The following is a 1,635-nucleotide window of genomic DNA, read 5'->3' as shown; positions in this document are numbered from 1 at the left end:
CAACGACCCTTTAGCAGACTTATAGTCTGAGGGATAACTCATCTTGTGGCCGGCTTCCCGCTTAGATGCTTTCAGCGGTTATCCGTTCCGAACATAGCTACCGGGCAGTGCCATTGGCATGACAACCCGAACACCAGCGGTTCGTTCACTCCGGTCCTCTCGTACTAGGAGCAACTCCACTCAATTATCCAACGCCCACGGCAGATAGGGACCGAACTGTCTCACGACGTTCTAAACCCAGCTCGCGTACCACTTTAAATGGCGAACAGCCATACCCTTGGGACCGACTTCAGCCCCAGGATGTGATGAGCCGACATCGAGGTGCCAAACACCGCCGTCGATATGAACTCTTGGGCGGTATCAGCCTGTTATCCCCGGAGTACCTTTTATCCGTTGAGCGATGGCCCTTCCATACAGAACCACCGGATCACTATGACCTACTTTCGTACCTGCTCGACGTGTCTGTCTCGCAGTTAAGCTGGCTTCTACCATTACACTAACCGTACGATGTCCGACCGTACTTAGCCAACCTTCGTGCTCCTCCGTTACTCTTTAGGAGGAGACCGCCCCAGTCAAACTACCCACCAGACACTGTCCGAAGCCCGGATAACGGGCCGTCGTTAGAACATCAAACATACAAGGGTGGTATTTCAAGGATGGCTCCACGAGAACTGGCGTCCCCGCTTCAAAGCCTCCCACCTATCCTACACATGTAGGGTCAATGTTCAGTGCCAAGCTATAGTAAAGGTTCACGGGGTCTTTCCGTCTAGCCGCGGGTATACGGCATCTTCACCGCAATTTCAATTTCACTGAGTCTCTGCTGGAGACAGCCTGGCCATCATTACGCCATTCGTGCAGGTCGGAACTTACCCGACAAGGAATTTCGCTACCTTAGGACCGTTATAGTTACGGCCGCCGTTTACCGGGGCTTCGATCAAGAGCTTCGCTTGCGCTAACCCCATCAATTAACCTTCCGGCACCGGGCAGGCGTCACACCCTATACGTCCACTTTCGTGTTTGCAGAGTGCTGTGTTTTTAATAAACAGTTGCAGCCAGCTGGTCACTGCGACTCTCGTGTGCTTACGGAGCAAGTCCTTCACACCCAAGAGCGTACCTTCTCCCGAAGTTACGGTACTATTTTGCCTAGTTCCTTCAGCAGAGTTCTCTCAAGCGCCTTGGTATGCTCTACCTGACCACCTGTGTCGGTTTCGGGTACGGTCGTCAATACCTGAAGCTTAGAGGCTTTTCCTGGAAGCAGGGCATCAACAGCTTCGACTCCGTAGAGTCTCGTCTCGTGTCTCAGCATTAAAGAGCCGGATTTTCCTAACTCTTCTGCCTACGCACTTTCACGCGGACTACCAACGCCGCGCCTGCCTAGCCTTCTCCGTCCCCCCATCGCAGTATTGCCGGTACGGAAATATTAATCCGTTTCCCATCGACTACGCTCTTCAGCCTCGCCTTAGGGGCCGACTTACCCTACCCTGATTAGCATGGGATAGGAACCCTTGGTCTTTCGGCGGGGAAGTTTTTCACTCCCCTTGTCGTTACTCATGTCAGCATTCGCACTTCTGATACCTCCAGCCATCCTCCCGGACAACCTTCAACGGCTTACAGAACGCTCCTCTACCACTTGTG

The 1,635-nt window shown here is 53.2% G+C and carries 1 rRNA gene; it reads right to left on the bottom strand.

Features of this window, described 5'->3' with window-relative positions:
* Window positions 1–1,635: ribosomal RNA gene (locus Q3O59_RS15840) — 23S ribosomal RNA — on the bottom strand; the annotation flags it as partial.

Origin of the sequence: Alkalimonas delamerensis (assembly GCF_030717955.1) — a bacterium.
Classification (GTDB): Bacteria; Pseudomonadota; Gammaproteobacteria; order Enterobacterales; family Alteromonadaceae; genus Alkalimonas; species Alkalimonas delamerensis.
The sequence above is the reverse complement of the archived record's forward strand: the minus strand, read 5'-3'. Positions and strand labels throughout refer to the sequence as shown.